Origin of the sequence: Streptomonospora salina, assembly GCF_014204715.1 — a bacterium.
GTDB lineage: Bacteria > Actinomycetota > Actinomycetes > Streptosporangiales > Streptosporangiaceae > Streptomonospora > Streptomonospora salina.
The window spans coordinates 1,971,999-1,991,882 of the sequence record NZ_JACHLY010000001.1 but is presented as its reverse complement, the minus strand read 5'-3'; the positions used below and the strand labels follow the sequence as shown (position 1 = coordinate 1,991,882).

Sequence of the window (19,884 nt, the reverse complement as noted above, 5' to 3'; positions counted from 1 at the left end):
CCCGGACGCGGCCCGCCCGCCCCGGCCCGGCCGGGAGGCGGAGCGCCGCTGAGGCGAATGGACCGGCGCGCGGCCGGTGCGGTGCTCTCCCGTATTGCAAGGACGTCGTGGTGGACGGCGGGGGAGCCGGGACGGCGGCCGCGTCGCTGTAGCGGCGAGTCCTTCCGGGGCTTCCGTGAAGGACCGGCGCGCGGCCGGTGCGGTGCTCTCCCGCACGCAAGGATGTCGTGGTGGACATTGCGGGGGTGGACCGGCCGGCCGTGGCGGCGGTCCTCTCGGAGCTTCCGAGGGGGCTCGCCGCTTACATGTGTGCAGCGGAACGCGCGCCGGCCACCGGGGGTGACCGGCATGCCGGCGGCTGCGCAGACGGACGGGCCGGATCCGGCCACTCGGCCCCCGGAGATCGGCGACACGCGTCGAGTGTGCGGGAAATCACATCAACGGTGTCTGTCGGAGGATCTTCCGGCGCAGTGTCACGTTCCGGCTCCCGTCGGGAAACAGGCGTACCCGGGAAAGTTCCCACTTCCCATACTCGGCCTGCTCGGTCAGCGCCTGGCGGGTGACACTGCGCGATGTGCCGCGGGAGAAGCGGATCTCCCGGTATTCGTACTCAAGCATCGTTCTCATTCTGCGACCGTCCGCGGTGTTCGTGCCATACCGTTCGTACACGTGAACCTCCGGTCCCGCAGGTTGCGGACCCGTCCGGTGGAGGGACCGACCGGTGCCCGCCGCCCCGAAGGGCGGATCGCGTCGCCGTCGGTTACCGTCAGTGGCCGGGAATTCCGATGGCTGGCGGACCCGTTGACCGGTCGCACAGACAGCGCAAGGCGAAATGTAGGGGAAGAGCGTGCCACCCAAAAAGGGCAGCGCCGGCGAGAACGGCTCCGAGGACACCGACCAGCAGGGCCTGACCCGGCTGGTCATCGTCGAGTCGCCCGCCAAGGCCAAGACCATCGCCGGCTATCTCGGCCGGGGATACGTCGTGGAGTCCAGCATCGGCCACATCCGCGACCTGCCCACCAAGGCCGCCGAGGTCCCGGCGCGCTACAAGGGCGAGTCCTGGGCGCGGCTCGGCGTGAACGTCGAGCACGACTTCCAACCCCTCTATGTCGTCAATACCGAGAAGAAGCCGCACGTCAAACGGCTGAAGGAGCTGCTGGCCGAGGCCGACGAGCTCTACCTCGCCACGGATGAGGACCGTGAGGGCGAGGCCATCGCCTGGCACCTGCGCGAGGAGCTCAAACCCAAGGTCCCGGTGCGCCGCATGGTGTTCAACGAGATCACCAAGGACGCCATCCGCCACGCCGCCGAGAACACCCGCGACCTCAACCTGCGCCTGGTGGACGCCCAGGAGACCCGCCGCGTCCTCGACCGCCTCTACGGCTACGAAGTCTCGCCGGTGCTGTGGAAGAAGGTCATGGTGCCCAAGCTCTCGGCGGGCCGGGTGCAGTCGGTGGCCACCCGCCTGGTCGTGGAGCGCGAACGGGAGCGCATCAGCTTCGTATCCGCCGACTACTGGGGCCTCAAGGCGTCCTTCGAAGCCGCGGGCGAGTACGCGGACGCCCCCTCCTCTTTCACCGCTTCGCTGTCCACGGTCGACGGCGCCCGGGCCGCGGTGGGCCGCGACTTCACCTCGACCGGCGAGCTGCGCTCCTCTTCGGGTGTGCTGCACCTGGACGAGCAGGCCGCGCGCGGCCTGGCCGAGCGGCTGGGCGGCAGCGACTTCGCGGTGCGTTCGGTGGAGCGCAAGCCCTACAAGCGCTCGCCCTACGCCCCCTTCCGCACGACCACGCTGCAGCAGGAGGCCTCCCGCAAGCTGAACCTGTCCTCCAAGCAGACCATGCAGGTGGCCCAGCGGCTGTACGAGAACGGGTTCATCACCTACATGCGCACCGACAGCACCACGCTGTCGGACAGCGCCATCGCTGCGGCCCGCGATCAGGCCACCGGGCTGTACGGCGGCGACTACGTGCCGGCCAAGCCGCGGGTCTACACCAGCAAGGTCAAGAACGCCCAGGAGGCCCACGAGGCGATCCGCCCCGCCGGCGACACCTTCCGCACGCCGGCCGAGAGCGGTCTGAGCGGTGCGGAGTTCCGGCTCTACGAGCTGATCTGGAAGCGCACCGTCGCCTCCCAGATGAAGGACGCGGTCGGCGAGTCGGTGACGGTGAAGGTCGCCGGCGCTTCCAGCGCGGGCGAGGTCGCCGAGTTCACCTCCACCGGCAAGGTCATCACCTTCCACGGCTTCCTCAAGGCCTATGTCGAAGGGGCCGACGACCCCGAGGCCGAGCTCGACGACCGGGAGCGCCGCCTGCCGCCGCTGCAGGAGGACGACCCGCTCACGGCCGAGGAGATCGAAGCCGAGGGCCACAGCACCCGCCCTCCGGCGCGCTACACCGAGGCGAGCCTGGTCAAGGAGCTGGAGGACCGTGAGATCGGGCGGCCCTCGACCTACGCGTCGATCATCGGCACCATCCTCGACCGCGGCTACGTCTTCCGGAAGGGTTCGGCGCTGGTGCCGTCCTTCCTGGCGTTCGCGGTGGTGCAGCTGCTGGAGCGGCACTTCGGAAACCTGGTCGACTACGACTTCACCGCCCGCATGGAGGACATGCTCGACGGGATCGCCCGCGGCGAAGCCGAGAGTGTGCCGTGGCTGCGCCGGTTCTACTACGGCGGCGAGGAGGAGCCGGGGCTCAAGGACCTGGTGGGCGACCAGCTCAGCGAGATCGACCCCAAGGAGGTCAGCTCCTTCCCGCTGGTGGGGACCGACATCATGATCCGCGTGGGCCGCTACGGCCCGTACATGGAGCGCGACGGCCAGCGGGTGAACATCCCCGAGGAGCTCGCTCCCGACGAGCTGACCCCGGACAAGGCCGAGGAGCTGTTCGCCCAGCCCAGCGGGGACCGCGAGCTGGGCACCGACCCCGAGACGGGGCGGGCGGTCGTCGCCCGCAACGGGCGGTTCGGCCCCTACGTCACCGAGGTGCTGGAGGAACCCGAAGCCGAGGCGTCCGCCAACGGCGGCAAATCCAAGTCGAAGTCCAAGAACGGCCCCAAGCCGCGGACCGCGTCGCTGCTGAAGTCGATGACCCTGGACACCATCACCCTGGAGGACGGCCTCAAGCTGCTGTCGTTGCCGCGGGTGGTGGGTGAGATCGACGGCGATCAGGTCACCGCGCAGAACGGCCGCTTCGGCCCGTACCTGCGCAAAGGCACCGACAGCCGCTCGCTGGAGACCGAGGAGCAGATCTTCACGGTCACCGTGGAGCAGGCCCGGGAGCTGTTCGCCCAGCCCAAGCAGCGCGGCCGCCGCGCTGCGGCCGCGGCCCCGCTGCGCGAACTGGGCAACGATCCCGAGACCGGCAAGCCGATGGTGGTCAAGGACGGCCGCTTCGGGCCGTACGTGACCGACGGCGAGACCAACGCCTCACTGCGCAAGGGCGACGAGGTGGAGGCGGTCACCGACGCACGTGCCGGCGAGCTGCTGGCCGAGCGGCGCGCCAAGGCGCCGGCCAAGAAATCCACGGCGAAGTCGTCCTCGTCGAAGTCGTCGTCCGAGTCGTCCTCGTCGAAGTCCTCCTCGGCGGCGTCGGGGAAGTCGGCCGCGTCGTCCACCGGGACGAAGAAGACCGCCGCAAAGAAGTCCACGACCACCAAGAAGTCCACGGCGGGCAAGAAGTCCACGAGCGCCGCCGGCTCCGGCACCAAGGACGGCACCCCCAAGGGCGGCACCTCGCAGGGCTGACCGGGCATCCGCGACGTCCGCGGAAGCGCCGTGTGACCGAAGAGGCACGGAGCCGTCCGCGCAGCACCGCTCCAGGTCGGCGCCCGCATCCGCGTTCCGCTGCGGTACCGGCGCCGCCGACCGCCGCCCCGCGGGGTGGCGCCCGCATGCGCCCGGCGCTAAAGTTCCGCGAACGCTCCCCGCACACCGCGCGGCGCGAGGCGCGGGGGTGTGGACCCCGCACTGCCGAGCGAGCTATCGCCGTATCCGAGTCTCGCACTAGGCTGGCGACCGCGCCCGCAGTACGACCGGTCGCCGGCGTCCCCGGTCCGTTCGAGGGCCAAGCCCACTTCCCAGCGTCAGAACAGTCGATACCTTTATCGCTATGAGCAGATCTGCCCCCCTAGGAGCGCCGGGCGAGGCGCGCGGCGTCCTCTCCAGCAAGCCGTTCCGCCGCATGTGGACTGCGCTTTCGCTGTCCAGCCTCGGCGACTGGCTCGGCCTGCTCGCCCTCCTCGCTCTGGCCGCCGCGCTGACCGCCGACGCCGATCCGATGACCCGGGCCTACGCGGTCGCGGGCGCCGCCGCGGTCAAGCTCGCGCCGCCGGTGCTGCTGAGCCCGCTGGCCGGCGTGCTGGCCGACCGGTTCGACCGGCGCCTGACCATGGTCGTCGCCGATGCGGTACGCGCCCTCCTCTACCTGTCCATCCCCCTCGCCGGGCGTCTGGACTGGCTGCTCATCGCCGGTTTCCTCGCCGAGATCGCGGCGCTGGCGTGGAGCCCGGCCAAGGACGCCGCCCTCGCCGAGCTGGTGCCCCAGCGCCGCCTGGGCCAGGCCACCCGGCTGGCGGTCCTGACGTCGTACGCAACCGCCCCGGTGGCCGGCGTGCTCTTCGCGGCGCTGGCGTCGCTGAGCTGGCTGGTGGGCGCCCTGCTTCCCGGAGGCGGCGGGCCCGCCGGGAGCGCCGAGGCGTTCCTGGCACCCCGGACCGACGCTGCCCTCTACGCCGCCGCTGCGGCGTACATGGCCGCGGCGCTGACCGCGCTGGCACTGCCCAAGCCGCGCCGGTCCGCGGGCGAGGCTGCGCCCGCTGCGGCACCCCCTGCGGCGCCGGGTGCGGCCGCCGAGGACGAGCGCACCACGCCGCTGGCCCCCGCCGTCCCGTCGTCGGACGACGAGGCCACCGCCGAGCTGCAGACCACCGAGGGCGGCGCAGCACCCGCCGCCGACGACCGCACCGCCCCCCTGGCCACCGGTGCCGGCGCAACCGAGCGCACCGCGCAGTTCGCGCCCGCACCGCAGGACGGCGGCGGCACCGCTCGGACCGCGGAGCAGCGCCCCGAGGCCCCGGAGGAGGCCGTACCGCGCTACCGGCCGGAGAACCTGCTGCGCACCCTGTGGCAGGGCGGCCGGTTCGCGGGAACGACGCCGCTGGTGCGCGGACTGCTGGCCGGCATGGTCAGCGTGTTCCCCGCGGTGGCCGCCGTGGCCGGCGTCGCTCGCCTGCACGTGGTGAGCCTCGGAGCGGGCAACGCCGGGTTCGGTGTGCTCTTCGCCGCCGTGTTCGCGGGCATGGCGCTGGGAATGCTGGCCGGTCCGCGCATCCTGCACCACCTCAGCCGCCCGCGACTGTTCGCGGTGAGCATGGGCGCGGCCGCCGTCGCGCTGCTGGCCGCCGGCCTGATCCCGAACACGGTCATGGCCGCCGTGCTGGTGGCACTGGCCGGCGGCGCCGCCGGAATCACGTGGGTGACCGGAATCACCCTGGTGCACCAGGAGCTGGAAGAGGACATCCGCACCCGCACCCTGGGGTACCTCAACGCCGTGGCCCGCGCGGAGCTGCTCGTCGCGGTGGTCGGCGCGCCCCTGCTCGCCGCGGTCATCGGCGACTACGCGCTCGGTTACGGCGACCTCTCCTACGGGTTCCTCGGCAGCGGTGCGGTGCTGCTCATCGCGGGCCTGCTGGTTCTGGCCGCCGCGCTGGCCACCTACCGCCGGATCGACGGCGGCGAGGTCCCGCTGTCCCGGGAGCTGCTGGCCGCACTGCGCGGCGTGCCTCTGCCCACCGCCGACGTCCAGCAGGAGGAGGGGCGGCTGCCGGGCACCTTCATCGTTCTGGAGGGCGGCGAGGGCGCCGGCAAGTCCACGCAGGCCGGGCGGCTGTCGGTGTGGCTGCGCGAAGAGGGCTTCGAGGTGGTGACCACCCGCGAGCCCGGTTCGACCAAGCTCGGGATGCGGCTGCGGGCGATGCTGCTGGACCGCGAGGGCACCGAGATGTCCGCGCGCGCCGAGGCGCTGCTGTATGCGGCCGACCGGGCCGAGCACGTCGCGTCGGTGATCCTGCCCGCGCTGCGCCGCGGCGCGATCGTCATCAGCGACCGCTACGTCGACTCCAACCTGGCCTACCAGGGAGCCGGCCGCGACTTGGCCCGCGACGACATCGAGCGCGTCAACGAATGGGCGACCGAGGACCTGTCCCCGCACCTGACCGTGCTCCTGGACATCCCGCCCGAGCAGGGGCTCGCGCGGCTGGGCGGCGCCACCGACCGCATGGAGTCGGAAACGGAGGAGTTCCACGCGCGCGTGCGGCAGAGCTTCCGCGAGCTCGCCGGACGCGACCCGGCGCGCTACCTCGTCGTCGACGCGCGCGAGTCCGCCGAAGAGCTCACCCGTGAGATCCAGCGGCGCCTGCGCCCGGTCCTTCCCGACCCTGTGCCGACGGACGCCGAGGCGATCACCGGCATGATGCCCACCATCAAGGAGTGACGCCCGCCTGCGGCCGGCTCCGGAAGGCGGCGCGGGTCCCGCGGCGTTCGCGCCGCCGGTCCGCGGCGGCGGAGTGTCGGCGCGGCGGCCTATCCTGGCAGGGACCGGGGCGGCGGCGCCGCATACGGTCGGGCCGAATCGGCGACGGAGCCAGCGGGGCGCAGCGGTGAACGAACGAACGGAATCGGGCCGGGACGGTGTCTTCGGCGACCTGGTGGGCCAAGAGGCCGCGGTCCAGCGGCTCCGTGCTGCCGTGCACGCCGCAGACGATCTCCTGGCCGGCGGTCCGGGCGAGGGCATGACCCACGCCTGGCTGTTCACCGGCCCTCCCGGATCCGGGCGGTCCGAGGCCGCGCGCGCGTTCGCCGCCGCGCTGCAGTGCCCTGGGGGCGGCTGCGGCTCGTGCGAGGCCTGCCACCAGGTGTTCGCCGGCACCCACGCCGACGTGCTCTACGTGCGCCCCAGCGGGTTGAGCTTCGGCGTCGACAAGACCCGCGAACTGGTGCTGAAGGCGGCGTCGCGGCCCACCGGGGGCCGGTTCCGCATCGTGCTGTTCGAGGACGCCGATCGCGCCACCGAGGCCGCATCCAACGCACTGCTCAAAGCCGTCGAGGAACCCTCTCCGCGTACGGTGTGGCTGCTGTGCACCCCCACCGCCGAGGACATGCTGGTCACCATCCGCTCGCGCTGCCGCCAGGTGGCCCTGGGGTCTGCGCCGACCGGGGCGGTGGCCGACCTGCTGGTCCGGCGCGACGGCGTCGATCCCGGCCGGGCGGCCGACGCCGCCCGGGCCGCGGCCGGCAACGTCGAGCGCGCGCGGCAGTTGGCCACCGATTCCGAAGCCCGGAACCGCCGCTCCGAGGTGCTGGGGATGCCGGCCCGGCTGGAGGGCACCGGTGCGTGCGTGGCGGCGGCGGCGCGGCTGTACGAGCTGGCCGAAGCCGAAGCCAAGGCCACGACGGCCGAACTGGACGAGCACGAGCGCGCCGACCTCAAGGCCGCCTTCGGCGAGGGATCCACGGGCAAGGGCGTGGCCAAGGCGGTGCGCGGAGCCTCGGGCGCGCTCAAGGACTTGGAGGAGCAGCAGAAGCGCCGGGCGACCCGTATCAAGCGCGACACTTACGACACCGCGCTGATGGATCTCGTGGCGTTCTACCGTGACGTGCTGGCGGTGCAGCTGGGCGCGCGGGTGGAGCTGTCCGCCGCCGGCCACGAGGGCGACCTCCAGCGCGTCGCGCGCTCGTCCGCACCCGAGTCCACCCTGCGCCGCATCGACGCCATCATGCTCTGCCGCGAACGCATCGCCGCCAACGTGCACCCGCAGATCGCGATGGAGGCGATGACCGCGGCGCTCTACCGGGGCTGAGCGCGGGCGCGGCGCCGCAGCCGGCCGTGGCCGCACGCGGCTGCGGACGGCCGGGGCGCACGGATTCCCGCGCGGCTAAGGTGTCGCTGTGGACACCACGACGGCATCCCCCGCCCCGATCGCGAACCCCCGGGACCGGACGCCTGCGCGGCGCGGGCTGCGCGCGGCGGCAGCGGCGCTCGCCCTGGCCGCCGCGGCGGCCGGATGCACCGGTTCCGGCGGCGACGCTCGACCCGAGGCGTCCGGTTCCGCCGACGCCCCCGACGGCGCGCCCGCGCGGTTCTACGGCCAGCGGATCGACTGGCGCGACTGCGGCGGCGACGGCGCGCAGTGCGGCACCGTCGCGGTCCCGCTCGACTACGGCGAGCCCGCGGGCGAGCGGCTGGAGATCGCCGTCCAGCGGATACCGGCCACCGGAAACGACCCCGCCGGCTCGCTTGTGGTCAATCCGGGCGGGCCCGGCGGATCGGGCTTCGAGTACGCCGAAACCGCGGCTCGCAGGTTCGGCGACTCCGTCCGCGAGCGCTTCGACATCGTCGGATTCGATCCGCGCGGAGTGGAACGCAGTTCGCCCATCACGTGCCTGGGGAGGTCCGCGATGGACGATTTCATCGCCGTCGACTTCACCGGCCGCGACGGCGCCTCCGACCCCGCCGCGGTCAGCGGCGAGGGCCTCGACGAACTCGCCCGGCTCAACCGCGGGTTCGTCGACGGCTGCCGGGAGCACTCCGGCGAGCTCGTGATGCACATGGGAACCGAGGAGGTCGCACGCGACGTGGACGTGCTGCGCTCGGCGCTGGGCGACGACGAGCTCACCTTCCTCGGCAAGTCCTACGGCACCTACCTCGGAGCGCATTACGCCGACATGTTCCCGGACCGGGTGCGGGCGCTCGTGCTCGACGGCGCGATGGACCCCTCCGCCGGAATCGTCGAGCTGGGCATGCGCCAAGCCGAAGGTTCCGAGGTCGCGCTGCGGTCCTTCATCGCAGACTGCCTGGAGCACGCCGACTGCCCCCTGGGGAGCGAGGGAGACGGAGTCGAGCCCGCCGTCGACAAGCTCTCGGGCCTGCTGGACGAGGCCGGGCGGGAGCCGCTGCACAGCGACCTCGACGACGACCGCCGGGCCGGGCGCTCCTGGCTGGAGCTGGGGATCCACTCGGCGCTCTACAGCGAGAGCTCCTGGCCGAAGCTGCGCACCGCGCTGGGCGAGGCCTTCGACGGCGACGGCACCCGCCTGCTGCGGATGGGCGGCGAGCTCTACAACCGCGACGACGCCGACGCCTACACCAACTACACGTCCGCGCTGGTCACGGTGAACTGCTCGGACCGGCAGAGCCCGCGCGACATCGACGCCTTCGCCGACGCGGCCGAACGGGCCGACGCCACCTCCCCCCTGTTCGGGGCGTCCCTGACGTGGGGCGGGATGACCTGCGCTTACTGGCCGAAGGAGGCGGTGCCCGAGCCGGAGCCGCTGGACGCGCCGGGCGCACCGCCCATCCTGGTGGTGGGTACCACCCGCGATTCGGCGACACCGTACGAATGGGCCGAGAACCTGGCCGCCGAGCTGGAATCGGGCGTGCTGCTCACCCGCGACGGCGACGGCCACACCGCCTACGGGCGCGGCAGCGACTGCGTCGACGAGGCCGTCGACGCCTACCTGCTGCGGACGGAGCCGCCCGAGGAGGGCACCGTGTGCTCGTGACCGCGCGTGGGCGGCGGCCGCGGCGGGACGGGTTCCATGTACCGACCGGCGGTTCGGAGGCGATACACTAGTTAGCGCTCCGCACGCGGGGCTGTGCCGCCTTAGCTCAGTCGGTAGAGCGATTCACTCGTAATGAATAGGTCGCCGGTTCGATTCCGGCAGGCGGCTCCGCCGGGAAGGCCCGGGACCGACGTTGCACGTCGGTCCCGGGCCTTTTTTCGTCGCCGTCGCACCCGCTGCGCCTTCGCAAATGCGTACGGACGGTGCAAACTCCGACGCACTGGGTAGCAACCCGGTATGAGCCTGCTGCTGATGGTGCTGGCGCTACTGGGAGCACTGGCCGTGCTCGGCACGGGCGCCTGGGTTGCGGGGCAGCTGCGCCGCGGCGACCAGGACGTGGAGCCGGGCGCCGGCGCTTCGGCGCTTGCGGCCCCGGCCGACCCGCCCGCCGGCGGCTACACCCTGCTTGAGGGCGGCCAGGATCGATCGGGGTCCGCGCTTTCCGACGACACGCTGGCCCGGGTCCGCGGCCTCCTCGACGAGGGCCGCGGCAACGAGGCCGCCGGGGCGGTCCGCGACGCCACCGGCTGCGGTGAGCGTCGTGCCGAGGAGATCGTTGCGGAGATCCGCAGTTTTGGATAGCCGCGAACGCCCGCTGCCGGTCGGATCCGTCGTAGCCCCGTGCCACACTCCCCGCCCCATGGAAACCGAAACGTCCGACATCGCGGTAGGTGTCATCGAGAAGGCCATGCGCAAGGTCCATCGCGGGAAGGGCGCCTCATCGTGGATCGGGCGGGTCGGCGATTTCGTGGCGGTCGAGGGCGCCAGAGGCGTGGTGTGGATGACCCCGAAGTACTGGGGGACGGAGGGTTCGTCTACCCGGCCCCGCCGGGTACGCATCCGGTCTACGCGATGGCCGACGACCAGTCGGAGGCGCCCGAGCCGCCGGAATTCCGAGTCGACGAATTGTTCCTGCCTTTTGCCCCGTGGGAGCAGGTGGCCCAAGCGCACTGGCAGCACTTCAACGACGACACGGGGCGGCGATCGAAGACATGCGCGTTCCTGGGCACGGACCGGTCGGAGAAGGCGGCGGTTAAGCGCTGGTATGACAGCAAGAGCGGCACCATCCCCTGGATGGAGGAGGCGGTGCGTTCTGCCGACGTCCTCGCCGGGCCGGGAAACTACCCCGATGAAATCGCCGATCCGGCCTCCGGGGCGAATATCCTCGCGTTCCCGGTGATGGAGCAGGCCGTCGCGGAGGGGTATACGGCACGGAACGATGCCGGCGACCTCCTCGCCCTGGTGGTCGGGGCCGACGAAGTCTGATCTGCGGGCCGGCCTCGCCGCGGCACCGGTCGGCCTTCTCCCGGCTTCTGGGCGGCGTCCCGTTACCGCTACGGGTTCGGCAGCACCTCGCCGAGGTCGCCGAACGCCTCCAGGTAGCCGTCCAGCAGGGTGCGGGCCGTGGTGACCGAGTCCACCAGCGGGTGGGTGGCGAACGCCCGCAGGGCATGTGCGCGGGATCCGGTGCGCACCGCCTCCATCACGTCGCGTTCGGCCGATTTCACGGCCAGCACCAGCCCGAGCTGGTGGTCGGCGAGCGGAGCGGCCGACAGCGGCTGGGCGCCGCCGGCGTCGACGAGGCAGGGCACCTCGACCACCGCGTCGTCGTCCAGCCCGGGAAGGGCGCCGCGGTTGCGCACGTCCGCGATCAGCCGGGTCGGCTCGTCGCGCGCCACAGCCCGCATCACCGCCAGCGCCACCTCCTCGTAGCCGCCGCCGTCCAGGTCTTCGCCGTCGCGCTCGTCGCCTCCGGAGGCGCGGCGGTTGTCGGCCATGTAGCCGCGTTCGCGCGCCAGCCGGGCGCGGTCCCACAGCTCGAACGCCTCGCCGGGCCGCGCGGAGGCTTCGCGGTAGAAGCCGCGCTGCTGTTCCACCAGTTCCTCGCCGCGCGTCAGGCCCTCGCGGGCGGTGTCGGCGGCTGCGGCGGCCGCCTCCCGCGCCATGTAGTAGTAGTGCAGGTACTCGTTGGGCAGCGCGCCCAGGGCGCGCACCCATTCGGCGCCGAAGATCCGGCCCTCCTCGAAGGACTCCAGCGCCCGGGTGTCGGCCAGTAGCTCGGGGAGCCGGTCGCGGCCGCCGCTCCACAGGCCGCGCAGCCAGCCGAGGTGGTTCAGGCCGGCGTAGTCGGGGCGCACGGCCGCCGGGTCCAGGCCGAGGGCGCGGGCGGCGCGGCGGCTCAGGCCGACGGGGGAGTCGCAGATGCCGATCACACGGTCGCCGAGCACCTCCGACATCGCTTCGGTGACCAGGCCCGCCGGGTTGGTGAAGTTGACGACCCAGGCTCGGGGCGCGTGCTCGGCGACCGCGCGGGCGACCCGCTGGGCGATGGGCAGGGTGCGCAGGCCGTAGTTGATGCCTCCGGCGCCGACGGTCTCCTGGCCGAGTACCCCCGCGGACAGCGCGACGCGTTCGTCGGCGACCCGCCCCGGCATCGCGCCGACCCGGATGGCGGAGAAGACCGTCCCCGCCCCGTCGAGGGTTTCGGGCAGGCTGCGTGCGGTGCGCACGCTCAGCCGCGGCGGGCCGTGCGCCGCCCGGTGGGCGTCGCGCTGGCGTTCGAGTACGGCGCGGATGCCGTCGAGCCGGTGCTCGTCCGGATCGAACAGCACCACCTCGGATACGACGGCGTCGCTGCGGAGGGACTCGGCGAGCAGGGCGCGGTGCACCAGCGGCACGCGGAACCCGCCGCCGCCCAGAATGGCCAGTCGCACGTGTGCGTCTCCTCTCCCCGGATGGTCCGGTCCGGTTTTCACGGTAGTCGGCTCCGGTGCGGGCGGATGTGCGCAACGTCGGACGTGCCGACGGCGGTGTCCTTGCGTAGCCTGCACTTCTAGGACGTTCGGGAAGGAGCCCTCACGGGGGCGGGCGATCGCAGGGGCGGCCATGGGCGTGCAGAAGCGCGGCAGCGGGAAGGGTCAGCAGGCGCCGACGGCCGACGGCAGGCTGGAGTCGGCGCCGCTCGTCGGGTTGCCGCACGACGTCCTGGCCGCGGAGCGCGAGCCCGACAGCCCGGCCGTCGACCTGGCGCTGAGCGGGACCGTCTTCTTCGACATCGTCCTCACCGGGCTGGCTGCGCCGCCGGCCGCCGGTACCGAAGTCGGCGCCGAAGGCATGGGCTCCTGCCCGGGCGGGGTCGCCAACCCGGCTGTCGCCGCGTCGCGGCTGGGCCTGCGCACGGCGGTGGCGACGGCCTTCGGCGAGGACGTCTACGGCGACTTCGCCTGGGAGACGCTGAGCACGCAGGAGCGCGTCGACCTGTCGGCGTCGCGGCGCATTCCCGACTGGCACTCGCCCTTCACGGTGTCGCTGGCCTACCGCGGCGACCGCAGCATGGTGACCCACGAGCATCCGTCGCCCACACCCCATGCCGATATGGCCCGTGCGCTGCCGCAGGCCCGGGCGGCTCTGGTCAGCCTGGGCGTGGACCAGGGCATGCCGCAGTGGGCGCTGGACCAGGCCGCCGAGGGCGCGCGGATCTTCGCCGACGTGGGCTGGGACGACAGCGAGACCTGGAGCGGGTCGGTGCTGGAGCAGCTGCGGCACTGCGACGTGTTCATGCCCAACGCCATCGAGGCGATGGCCTACACCCGCACCGGCAGTCCGGCGTCGGCGCTGTCGGCACTGGCCGAATGCGTTCCGGTGGCGGTGGTCACCGACGGGCCGCGCGGAGCACTGGCGGTGGACCGGTGCACCGGCGAGCACGCCGAGGTGGAGGGGCTGGTGCTGGAGGCCATCGACACCACGGGGGCCGGGGACGTGTTCGGCGCCGCGTTCATCGTCGGCACGCTGGCGAACTGGCCGCTGGAGCAGCGGCTGCGTTTCGCCAACCTCTCGGCCGCGCTGTCGCTGCGCCATACCGGCGGGTCGCTGTCGGCGCCGGGCTGGGCCGACATCGCATCGTGGTGGGGCCAGATCGCGGCGGGCCAGAGCGCGACCGAGCGCAAGCTGGCCCGCGACTACGCCTTCCTGGCCGACCTGGTGCCGCTGTCGTGGCTGCCCACCGAGCAGCGCCGCGCCAGCGCCACCATCGGCCTGCGGTGAACCGCGGAGGCCGGCGCACCGGCTTGTACCGGCGCGCCGTGCGGGCCGGGTGCGGGTGACCGTCTCAGCGGCGCTCAGCCGGTCGTGCAGGGCCAGGTGCCGTCGACGACGGTGCCGTGGCCGGGGCGGCGCTTGTCGAGCCATTCCTGGCGGCTGCGGGCGTAGGCCGCGGCCCATTCGATCTGGCGCCGGTGCAGCGTCTGCAGATCCAGCGCCGCGACGTCGGGGCGGCGCGCCGCGATCTCGCACGCCAGCGTGAGGCAGGCCGACGCGTCGCCCACGGCGGTGTGCGCGCCCTCAAGGCTGACGCCGTAGAACCCGCACATGGCCGCGAGGTTGCGGGGGCCGCGCCGGTAGGGGTCGCTTCCGCGGTCGATGACCAGGGGGTCGAGGACGGGGGAGACGGTGTCGGCGCCGAGGCGCTCGCTGAGCGGCGCGAGCTCGTGGCGGCGCAGTTCGCCGGCCAGCACCGTCAGGTCGAAGGGGGCGTTGAAGACCGCCAGGCCGTTCCCGGACAGCAGGTGGGCGCTGAGGGCCTCGGCGATCTCGTCCAGGGCCTTGGCCGCCGGAATCCCCTCGTCGCGGGCGCGCTCGTTGGTGATGCCGTGGACGGCGATGGCCTCCTCGGGGATCTCGCGGTCGGCGGGGTCGACCAGCCACGTGCGTTCGCTGCCGGCGGAGTCGACGAAGGCGGCCGAGACCAGGAAGGCCGTGTGGGGATCGCGTGCGGAGGTCTCGCAGTCGTAGCCGGCGAGCGGGCCGGTGTGCCAGCCGAGGTGGTCGCCGCGCGGCGGGGGTTCGGGACGGGGCTCGTGCTCGGCGCAGTAGGTGCGCCACCGCCCGTCCTGGTTGAGGACGACTCCGGCCTGGGCCGCGACGGGGGTGCCGCAGGAGGTGCAATTTCCCGGGTAGCGGTTGCGCATCGTACTTCCCTGCTCTCATCGGATCCCGGTCATGCTAGCCGCGGCCGGTGACGTTCCCCGCCGCCGACGGCCGGACGGGGCGGGTCGGCATGGGGGCCGGCATGCGGGTCGGCACCGGGTGCCGCCGATGGGCGGGGGAGTCACGCAGGGCACGACATGATCCGCAGGCCACACGGGTAGACATATCCAACGTGCGGCTCCTCGCGACGGATTCGCGCATGGAGGACCCGAGGCCGGACGTCGCGGTCGGACGAGGCCGCACGCCGAAGGGAAGGGGAGACCGTGAGCCTGGACGAGGCAGGACGCCAGCTCGAAGCCGCCATCCACGACGCGCGCGTGTCGTTCGACTGCATCCAGCTCGACGATGTGGAGCGGGCGCACACCAACGCGATCACCGCGCGTGCCGCCGTGGACGCCGCGGAATACGCGCTCCGGGTCGAGGCCGAGCGGCGCGCGGGCGAGGAGGAGTCGAAGGGCGGGGAGCCGTCCGGCGAGTCCGCGGGGCCGGCGGGTTCCCCGCAGGAGCCGCCGGAGTAGACCGCCGCAGCGGCGCCGGGGCGGGCGCGGCCGCGGCGACGCCGCGGCCGGTGGCCGGATCCCGTCGTCCCGGTGCCCCGTGATCTCCCGGAAGTCCGTCGCCCGTGATCCCGGAATCGAACACGTGTACGTGCTCGGGTAGGATCGTGGTATGCCTGAGCAGCGGTTATCCCCGGATTGGCCGGAGAGCGTGCATCCGCCGGGGTCGGAGTCGTTCGAGCAGACCGCCACGGTCTGGCTGTTCGATCACGTGCCCGCCGACTACCGGTTGCACGGGGTGCTGCGGCGGCATCCGGTGGCGCTTTCGCGGCTGGCGCGCCAGCACGTCGCGTCCTCGCTGGAGGGTGCGCGCCAGGGCTACCGCGCCGCACGCGTGGAGCTTCGCGACTACCTGCCCCAGCACGCCGTCGACCAGGTCATGCACGCCTATCAGGCCGAAGGCAAGCGCATGGCGGCCCTGCTGCGGTCGATCGAGGCCGTCGACGAGGCCCTGCGTGCGGCGGCGGGCGGCACCGACTAGCCGTGCGCCGGCCGCCGCGCGCCGGCCTCAACCGGTGATGCGCACGACGACTGCGGGTTCGTCGCCGGTGTTGATGAGCCGGTGGCCGTCGCCCGACCCGAGTACCCGGGCGCGCTCGCCGTCCAACTCCTGGACCGCTTGCATCCGGTGGTCGGGTGCGACGGTGACCATGTGCACGCTGCCCTGTGCCACGTGCAGCACGGCCGCGTCACGGGGGCTCCGCGACGGCACGGCGGCGAACCCGTCGGGTTCCAGGACCAGTGTGCTGACGCGCATCCGCCCGGTCACGACGCGGCGGGCCCGGCGCGGTGCGGGCTGCCACCGCCCCGTGCTCCGGGACTGCGGCGCCGACTGTGCCAGCGCCGAGGCGGCGGTGCGGGCGGCGGAGGCGAGCCGTCCGATGGTGGGGGTGCTGCGGGACCGCAAGTGCGGATAGGGCGCGGGGTGTCCGGCGAGCACGATGTCGCCGATGCCTTCGGGCGAGGACGACGGTCGCCGTGCGTGGTCGTCCCGCGCCCGGGCGTGTTCGTCGACGGTCGCGGTAGCTGCGGTTTCGCGGGTCATGGGTGAAGCCGTCCTCACGTAGGGAGTGCTCGGCGCGCGGCGCCGGAGCTGCAAACCGGGGGCCGGTCCGGCCTGGTGCCGGGGTCCGCGGGCGGGTGCCGACACACGTCGGCGCGGCGGGACCGGCGGTGCGTACAGAAAGCGCCGTCAGGCGGTGCCTGCGGCGCGCCGCGGTTCAGCGGTGCTCAGCGGCGGGCCGGACAGCGACACAGGCACCGCGCACCGACCGCACGGCGAGCGCCGGCGGGGGCGCTGCGAGCCATGAAGGGCCGATCAGAACGGGTGCGCGGATGCATACCGCTAAGAACACCAAGCCCCGCGCCGAGTGTCAAGCGCCGACCGCGCGATCGGAGTGTCGCCCGCATCACGCCGCGACACGCGCGCCGCACCCCGGATGCGCCTCGGCCCGCCCACCGGCGGGACCCGCAGCGCACGGCCCGGAATTACGGGATGAGTTCGGACCGGTTTTAGGTAAACGCGTTGCGACGCCGCCTGATTCGGTGATGGCATAAGAGGCCGCTAAAGACCGGAATCCGGGGGATGGTCGCGGTCCTGCGGCGCGCACCGGCGCACGGCGCCCGCGGCGCCGGCGGTCGGACCGAGCGCGCGTCGCCGCCCCGCGCCGCTGCGCCGGACGCTCCGCGCGGCGTCCGGCGGGCCGCCGGAAGGACGGCACGGGGGAGCGGAACGGGAACGAGTGCGCGCCTGTTCGCGCAGGTCGCGCCGGAGGTGATCGTTGGGGGGCGATGGAGCGGGCCGGCCGGGCGGATCCGGTCGCTCCGCCGCACCCGACGGCGGATGGGCCCGGATCGCGGTACGCGCGCTGATCTCGGCCGCCGCAGGGGTCATGGCCGCCGGCTTCCTGGGCGTGCGGGCCGGCGTGCTCGTGGCGGGCCTGACCGCCTTCAGCTACGTCCTGCTCGACGCGGCGAACCGGCGCACGCCCTCCGGCGCAAACGGATCGCGCTCGGCACTCCGGGAACTGCGCGGCGGCGGCTACCGGCTGGTACCCGACGGCGCCGCCCGCTACGTGGCGGTCGGGCCCGGCGGAGTGTTCCTGCTCGCGGCCACGCGCCGTCCGGCCGCGCCGGACGGTCGCCACGGCTGGCGCGTCGGCGGAATGCCGGTCGACCGGATCGCCGAACGCCTGGCGGCGCAGTCGGCCCGCATGGACCGCCTGCTGGCTTCCGAGACGGGCCCCGGGCACGCCCACGTCCCGGCGGCGACGGCGGTGGTGCTGGTCTCCGGGCGGCGACCGCGGCCGGTCGTCGAATGGGGGCGGGTGCTGCTGGCGCGCCCCCGCCCCGCTATCCGGCACATCCTCGCCCGGGACGCCGTGCTCTCCGCCGAGCGGATCGAGCGCGTCACCGAGCGGATCGAGCGCCACCTGCGCGCGGACTGATCCCCGACCGCGCGGAGAGCTGCGGCGAGACAGCCGGAAGCGTGCCACCACCCCTGGGACCGGCACGCCCGGCGACGGTCGTCCGCATCGCGGTCCCCGCACGCGCCGGCCGCAGCCGGCGGACGGCGGAGGCGCCCGTGATCCGTCGGCGCCCGCCTACTCGGCTTTACTCAGCTTGATGTGGGAAGTGTCGCCGTGCCCGCCGGCCTCTTCGGCGCGCTTGACCGAGCCGAGGACCTCCTGCTCGGCGTCGTGGCGGCCCACCCATGTGGCGCCCTCGACGGACTTGCCGGGTTCGAGGTCCTTGTAGACGCTGAAGAAGTGCTCGACCTCCAGGCGCTCGAACTCGTTCACGTGGTGGATGTCGCGAAGGTGCTCCATGCGCGGGTCGGTCGCCGGTACGCACAGCACCTTGTCGTCGCCGCCGGCCTCGTCGCGCATGCGGAACATGCCCACGGCCCGGCAGCGGATCAGGCACCCGGGGAAGGTGGGGTGCTTCAGCAGGACGAGCGCGTCCAACGGGTCGCCGTCCTCGCCGAGCGTGCCTTCGATGAACCCGTAGTCGGCCGGGTAGCTCGTCGACGTGAACAGCATCCTGTCCAGACGGATCCGTCCTGTCTCGTGATCCATCTCATACTTGTTGCGCTCGCCCTTGGGGATCTCGATCGTGACGTCGAATTCCATGCTGTTCTCGGCTTCCTCTGCGGCTAGTGTCGCTACAAACAGTCAAAGGTCGTCGTATGCCAACGGAAGGCAGGTGCGGGGTGCGGCAGGTACGGGCCCGAGCGCTGTCCGCGTTGGCCGTCCTCAACATATTCGTGCTGGTGGCGGGTGTTGTCGCGATCGACATCATCGACTCCCGCCCACCCGCGGCGATGCCCTATCCTGTCGCCTTCGCCGAGGACGCGCCCGACACGGCTCAGCAGGACGCCGCCCAGGTGGATCCGGAGCGGCTCCGGGACAAGCTCGATGATCCCACGGCCGGTTCCGGCGTCGCCGACGGCCTCTACGCCTATGTGGCCGACGCCCGCACCGGCGAACGGCTCTACGGGCGCGATGCGGGCCACGGAGCCGTCCCCGCCTCCACCACCAAGATCGTCACCGGGGCCGCCGTGCTCCACGCCGCGGGCCCCGACGCGCGGCTGACCACCGAGGTGGTCCGCGACGGCGACGGCGGGATCGTCCTCGTCGGCGGCGGCGACCCCACCCTCACCGTGACCCGTGACCAGGACCGCTATCCGCGTCCGGCCACCCTGGAACAGCTGGCCGCCGATACCGCCGCCGCGCTGGAGGAGTCGGGCGCCGGCTCCGTGGAGCTCAGCTACGACGACTCGCTCTACAGCGGCTCCGACACGGGGCCGGGCTGGAAACCGGGCTACGTCGACGGCGGCAACGTCGCGACCGTGCACGCCCTGATGCTCGACGGCGGCCGCCTCGACCCGTCGGACCACTACAGCGACCGCGTCGCCGATCCGCCGGGCGCCGCCGCCGAGGCCTTCGCCGAGCGGCTGGAGGCCGCGGGCGTGGAGGTCGACGGCGGGCCCAGCCCCGCAGAGGCGCCCGAGGACGCCGACGCCGTCGCCGCTGTGCAGTCGCCGCCGATGTCCTCCCTGGTCGAGTGGATGCTGCTGGAAAGCGCCAACAACATCGCCGAGGCGCTGTTCCGCCAGGTCGGCCTGGCACAGGGCTACGACGCCTCCTTCGCCGGCGCGTCCGAGGGCGTGGCCGACGTGCTGGACGAACTGGGAGTGGAGGGCGTCCACGTCGAGGACGGCAGCGGACTGTCGGTCGACAACCGGATCGCGCCCGAGGCGCTCGTCGCGCTGCTGCGGATGTCGGCCGATGCGCAGCGGCCGGACCTGTACTCCCTCGTCGCCGGCCTGCCTACCGCCCACTTCACCGGAACCCTCGACGACCGCTACTCCGAGGCCGGGGGATCCCGGGCGGGTGCGGGGCGCGTCCGGGCCAAGACCGGCACCCTCAACGGCGTGAGCGCCCTCGCGGGTACCGTCTACGACGCCGACGGACGGCTGCTGGTGTTCGCGTTCATCGCCAACCACCCCGCCGCACTGGGCAGCGACCTCGACGCCTTCGCCGCGGCGCTCGCCGAGTGCGGCTGCCGCTAACCGGGGGAGGCCGCCGGGCCGTCGGAGACGGGCCGGCGGCGGATCGGGGGACGGGGCCCCACCGGCGCGGACGTGCGCGGCCTCGGGGACTTCCCCGAGGAAACCCCGAAATCCCCGCGTCGCACGCCCATTCGGCGGTTTCGTGGGTA

General features: G+C 73.2%; 16 protein-coding genes and 1 tRNA gene. 12 read left to right on the top strand and 5 right to left on the bottom strand.

What is annotated here, in order from left to right; genetic code table 11:
• Nucleotides 1-432: 432 nt before the first annotated feature.
• Nucleotides 433-618 carry a DUF5703 family protein gene (locus HNR25_RS08915; protein ID WP_184634194.1) on the bottom strand — a complete coding sequence of 62 codons (186 nt, stop codon included), beginning with the start codon at nucleotides 616-618 and terminating at the stop codon, nucleotides 433-435.
• 229 nt (nucleotides 619-847) lie between these two features.
• Here HNR25_RS08915 and topA point away from each other — a divergent pair, with 229 nt between their 5' ends.
• The 7 genes from topA to HNR25_RS08880 all read left to right on the top strand — a co-directional run bounded on the left by topA (nucleotide 848) and on the right by HNR25_RS08880 (nucleotide 10,885).
• Nucleotides 848-3,745 carry a type I DNA topoisomerase gene (gene topA, locus HNR25_RS08910; protein ID WP_184634193.1) on the top strand — a complete coding sequence of 966 codons (2,898 nt, stop codon included), beginning with the start codon at nucleotides 848-850 and terminating at the stop codon, nucleotides 3,743-3,745.
• Nucleotides 3,746-4,109: 364 nt separating this feature from the next.
• A complete protein-coding gene (gene tmk / locus HNR25_RS08905; RefSeq protein ID WP_184634192.1) occupies nucleotides 4,110-6,491 on the top strand; it encodes a dTMP kinase in 2,382 nt (793 codons plus the stop codon).
• 166 nt (nucleotides 6,492-6,657) lie between these two features.
• Nucleotides 6,658-7,857, top strand: a complete 1,200-nt coding sequence (locus tag HNR25_RS08900; protein ID WP_184634191.1) for a DNA polymerase III subunit delta' — start codon at nucleotides 6,658-6,660, stop codon at nucleotides 7,855-7,857.
• Between the two features lie 157 nt (nucleotides 7,858-8,014).
• Nucleotides 8,015-9,559, top strand: coding sequence for an alpha/beta hydrolase (locus tag HNR25_RS08895; RefSeq protein WP_184639032.1), 1,545 nt, complete (start codon nucleotides 8,015-8,017; stop codon nucleotides 9,557-9,559).
• A 95-nt stretch (nucleotides 9,560-9,654) separates the two neighbouring features.
• Nucleotides 9,655-9,727: transfer RNA gene (locus tag HNR25_RS08890), tRNA-Thr, on the top strand.
• Between the two features lie 129 nt (nucleotides 9,728-9,856).
• A complete protein-coding gene (locus tag HNR25_RS08885; RefSeq protein WP_184634190.1) occupies nucleotides 9,857-10,201 on the top strand; it encodes a hypothetical protein in 345 nt (114 codons plus the stop codon).
• Between the two features lie 270 nt (nucleotides 10,202-10,471).
• Nucleotides 10,472-10,885 carry a hypothetical protein gene (locus HNR25_RS08880; RefSeq protein WP_184634189.1) on the top strand — a complete coding sequence of 138 codons (414 nt, stop codon included), beginning with the start codon at nucleotides 10,472-10,474 and terminating at the stop codon, nucleotides 10,883-10,885.
• A gap of 68 nt (nucleotides 10,886-10,953) precedes the next feature.
• Here the strand turns inward: HNR25_RS08880 and HNR25_RS08875 are convergent, their stop codons facing one another.
• Nucleotides 10,954-12,333 (bottom strand): family 4 glycosyl hydrolase, encoded by a 1,380-nt coding sequence (locus HNR25_RS08875; protein ID WP_184634188.1) that lies wholly within the window; start codon nucleotides 12,331-12,333, stop codon nucleotides 10,954-10,956.
• Nucleotides 12,334-12,505: 172 nt separating this feature from the next.
• Between HNR25_RS08875 and HNR25_RS08870 the strand changes: the two genes are divergently transcribed.
• Complete coding sequence (locus tag HNR25_RS08870; RefSeq protein WP_184634187.1) at nucleotides 12,506-13,663, top strand: carbohydrate kinase family protein; 1,158 nt, start codon at nucleotides 12,506-12,508, stop codon at nucleotides 13,661-13,663.
• A gap of 74 nt (nucleotides 13,664-13,737) precedes the next feature.
• Here the strand turns inward: HNR25_RS08870 and HNR25_RS08865 are convergent, their stop codons facing one another.
• On the bottom strand, nucleotides 13,738-14,586 hold the full coding sequence (locus tag HNR25_RS08865; RefSeq protein WP_184634186.1) for an exonuclease domain-containing protein: 849 nt from the start codon (nucleotides 14,584-14,586) through the stop codon (nucleotides 13,738-13,740).
• 282 nt (nucleotides 14,587-14,868) lie between these two features.
• On the opposite strand from HNR25_RS08865, the gene HNR25_RS08860 reads away from it, so the two are divergent.
• Nucleotides 14,869-15,123, top strand: a complete 255-nt coding sequence (locus HNR25_RS08860; protein ID WP_184634185.1) for a hypothetical protein — start codon at nucleotides 14,869-14,871, stop codon at nucleotides 15,121-15,123.
• 151 nt (nucleotides 15,124-15,274) lie between these two features.
• On the top strand, nucleotides 15,275-15,643 hold the full coding sequence (locus tag HNR25_RS08855) for a hypothetical protein (RefSeq protein WP_184634184.1): 369 nt from the start codon (nucleotides 15,275-15,277) through the stop codon (nucleotides 15,641-15,643).
• Nucleotides 15,644-15,670: 27 nt separating this feature from the next.
• On the opposite strand, the gene HNR25_RS08850 is transcribed toward HNR25_RS08855, so the two are convergent.
• On the bottom strand, nucleotides 15,671-16,207 hold the full coding sequence (locus HNR25_RS08850) for a hypothetical protein (RefSeq protein WP_184634183.1): 537 nt from the start codon (nucleotides 16,205-16,207) through the stop codon (nucleotides 15,671-15,673).
• Nucleotides 16,208-16,943: 736 nt separating this feature from the next.
• On the opposite strand from HNR25_RS08850, the gene HNR25_RS08845 reads away from it, so the two are divergent.
• Entirely contained in the window at nucleotides 16,944-17,609 is a 666-nt protein-coding gene (locus HNR25_RS08845; protein WP_184634182.1) for a hypothetical protein, read from the top strand.
• Between the two features lie 156 nt (nucleotides 17,610-17,765).
• On the opposite strand, the gene HNR25_RS08840 is transcribed toward HNR25_RS08845, so the two are convergent.
• Nucleotides 17,766-18,293, bottom strand: coding sequence for an inorganic diphosphatase (locus HNR25_RS08840; RefSeq protein ID WP_184634181.1), 528 nt, complete (start codon nucleotides 18,291-18,293; stop codon nucleotides 17,766-17,768).
• An 80-nt stretch (nucleotides 18,294-18,373) separates the two neighbouring features.
• On the opposite strand from HNR25_RS08840, the gene dacB reads away from it, so the two are divergent.
• Nucleotides 18,374-19,735 carry a D-alanyl-D-alanine carboxypeptidase/D-alanyl-D-alanine endopeptidase gene (gene dacB / locus HNR25_RS08835; protein ID WP_312862426.1) on the top strand — a complete coding sequence of 454 codons (1,362 nt, stop codon included), beginning with the start codon at nucleotides 18,374-18,376 and terminating at the stop codon, nucleotides 19,733-19,735.
• Nucleotides 19,736-19,884: the final 149 nt, after the last annotated feature.

What these genes read in the sequence shown, in the direction of transcription:
- HNR25_RS08840 (WP_184634181.1), bottom strand. Translation starts at nt 18,293, where the DNA reads ATGGAATTCGACGTCACGATCGAGATCCCCAAGGGCGAGCGCAACAAG.
- HNR25_RS08880 (WP_184634189.1), top strand. Translation starts at nt 10,472, where the DNA reads ATGGCCGACGACCAGTCGGAGGCGCCCGAGCCGCCGGAATTCCGAGTC.
- HNR25_RS08915 (WP_184634194.1), bottom strand. Translation starts at nt 618, where the DNA reads ATGCTTGAGTACGAATACCGGGAGATCCGCTTCTCCCGCGGCACATCG.
- HNR25_RS08865 (WP_184634186.1), bottom strand. Translation starts at nt 14,586, where the DNA reads ATGCGCAACCGCTACCCGGGAAATTGCACCTCCTGCGGCACCCCCGTC.
- HNR25_RS08885 (WP_184634190.1), top strand. Translation starts at nt 9,857, where the DNA reads ATGAGCCTGCTGCTGATGGTGCTGGCGCTACTGGGAGCACTGGCCGTG.
- tmk (WP_184634192.1), top strand. Translation starts at nt 4,110, where the DNA reads ATGAGCAGATCTGCCCCCCTAGGAGCGCCGGGCGAGGCGCGCGGCGTC.
- HNR25_RS08850 (WP_184634183.1), bottom strand. Translation starts at nt 16,207, where the DNA reads ATGACCCGCGAAACCGCAGCTACCGCGACCGTCGACGAACACGCCCGG.
- HNR25_RS08855 (WP_184634184.1), top strand. Translation starts at nt 15,275, where the DNA reads ATGCCTGAGCAGCGGTTATCCCCGGATTGGCCGGAGAGCGTGCATCCG.
- HNR25_RS08870 (WP_184634187.1), top strand. Translation starts at nt 12,506, where the DNA reads ATGGGCGTGCAGAAGCGCGGCAGCGGGAAGGGTCAGCAGGCGCCGACG.